Here is a 1,759-nt window from a genome sequence, read left to right as displayed (position 1 = left end):
GCGGCGAACGCGGCGCCCGGCGCGGCGAGCAGGAAGAAGAGCGCGAGTGGTCCGCGCAGCGGTGAAGCGGCTCCCGAGAGCGCGAGGATCAGACCCGCGCCTCCCGCGACGACGCCCGCCCCGGCGAGCAGATACGGCGCGTCGGTGCCCGTGGGCGAGTCGGCCGGACCGTCCCCCGAACTGCCGGATGAAGGTTGCTTGATCCCGATGGTCTGCATTGGCGACTTTGCCCCCCGACGCGCCGGATGCCGGGCTTCAATGTCGCGCAGCGCCGGTGCGGCGTCAAGAAGGTGGCGGCCGTCTACGGGCGTAGCACGAGACGCCTGAGGGTATGTCATGTGTCTGACATGGACCTGTAATTGAACGCCGGGCGAATGTCAGGTCTGAGTACTTCCCGGTAACTGTGGTGCGTGCTACCACAGTTGTGGCAGAGATCCTGCTAAGGGAGGTTCCATGAGACGTTTCCGACTTACGGCATACGTGACCACGTTCCTCTTCGCCGCGACCGCCGCCCTCACCGGGGCGACAGCCGCACAAGCAGCGGAAAACACCGCGAACGCCGCCGCCACCGGCTATGTGGCCCTCGGCGACTCCTATTCCTCGGGGGTCGGGTCCGGCAGCTACGACAGCAAGAGCGGTGACTGCAAGCGCTCCACCAAGGCGTATCCGGCGTTGTGGGCGGCCGCCCACTCACCCTCCAGCTTCGACTTCACCGCATGCTCCGGAGCTCGTACGGGTGACGTCCTCGCGAATCAGCTGACGCCCCTCGGTGCGGGCACCGGCCTCGTGTCGATCAGCATCGGCGGCAACGACGCCGGCTTCGCCGACGTCATGACGACCTGCGTGCTCTACTCCGAGTCGACCTGCGTCAACCGGGTCAACGAGGCGCGCACGTACGTCACCTCGACCCTGCCGGGCCTGCTCGACAAGGTGTACGCGGCGATCCGCGCGAAGGCTCCGGCCGCCCACGTGGTGGTCCTCGGCTACCCCCGCTTCTACAAGCTCGGCGGCTCCTGCCTCGCAGGGCTCTCCGAGACCGAGCGGACGGCCATCAACGGCGCCGCCGACCTGCTCAACTCCACCACCTCCCAGCGCGCCGTCGGCCACGGCTTCTCCTTCGGCGACGTGACGACGACGTTCTCCGGCCACGAGATCTGCTCCGGCAGCCCCTGGCTGCACAGCGTCAACTGGACGAACATCGGCGAGTCGTACCACCCGACCGCCGCCGGACAGTCGGGCGGCTATCTGCCCGTGTTCACGTCCGCGGCCTGAGTGCCCCGAGCGCGCGTACTAGTACGTAGGTGAGCCCGTGGTGGCCCCGGTCGTCGGGGTCACCACTTCGCACGTCACCGAGTACGCCACGTAGTTCGAGGTCGCGGCGACCGGAGCGCGCACCTCCACGCCGATCCGGTTGTGCAGCGTCCCGCCCTGCTCGTACGCCGTCTGCGTGGTGTCGACCGTACGGCTCCTCGCGCCGCCCGCGCCGAAGGTCAGGGTCTTCCAGCCCGGCTCCGACGGCTCCCCGCTCTTCGTGACCCAGCGGTACTCGACCGTCGCCGGGGTGCGCCCCACGGTGAACGTCGCGGTGAACGCCGGTGCCTGCGCGGCGGGTGGCGGGCACGCGCCCGAGTAGCTGCCGCGCACGGCGCTGACAGCGACCCGCACCGACTGGGCCGGAGTGGTGGAGTGCCCGCCGCCCGGACTCCCGCCACCGGAGCCGCTGCCGTTCCCGCCGCCCGGGTCGCCGCTGTCGTCCGTG

The 1,759-nt window shown here is 69.9% G+C and carries 1 protein-coding gene and 2 pseudogenes; 1 reads left to right on the top strand and 2 read right to left on the bottom strand.

Going from position 1 to position 1,759, the window contains the following annotated elements; genetic code table 11:
• Window positions 1-218: pseudogene (locus tag G3I40_RS20265) on the bottom strand (hypothetical protein); the annotation flags it as partial.
• Between the two features lie 235 nt (window positions 219-453).
• On the opposite strand from G3I40_RS20265, the gene G3I40_RS20260 reads away from it, so the two are divergent.
• Window positions 454-1,272: an SGNH/GDSL hydrolase family protein gene (locus G3I40_RS20260; RefSeq protein WP_164303554.1), complete on the top strand. Its 819-nt coding sequence runs from the start codon at window positions 454-456 to the stop codon at window positions 1,270-1,272.
• Between the two features lie 18 nt (window positions 1,273-1,290).
• Here the strand turns inward: G3I40_RS20260 and G3I40_RS20255 are convergent.
• A pseudogene (locus tag G3I40_RS20255) lies at window positions 1,291-1,759 on the bottom strand (serine/threonine protein kinase); the annotation flags it as partial.

It is taken from the genome of Streptomyces sp. SID14478, assembly GCF_010548525.1.
Classification (GTDB): Bacteria; Actinomycetota; Actinomycetes; order Streptomycetales; family Streptomycetaceae; genus Streptomyces.
The sequence above is the reverse complement of the archived record's forward strand: the minus strand, read 5'-3'. Positions and strand labels throughout refer to the sequence as shown.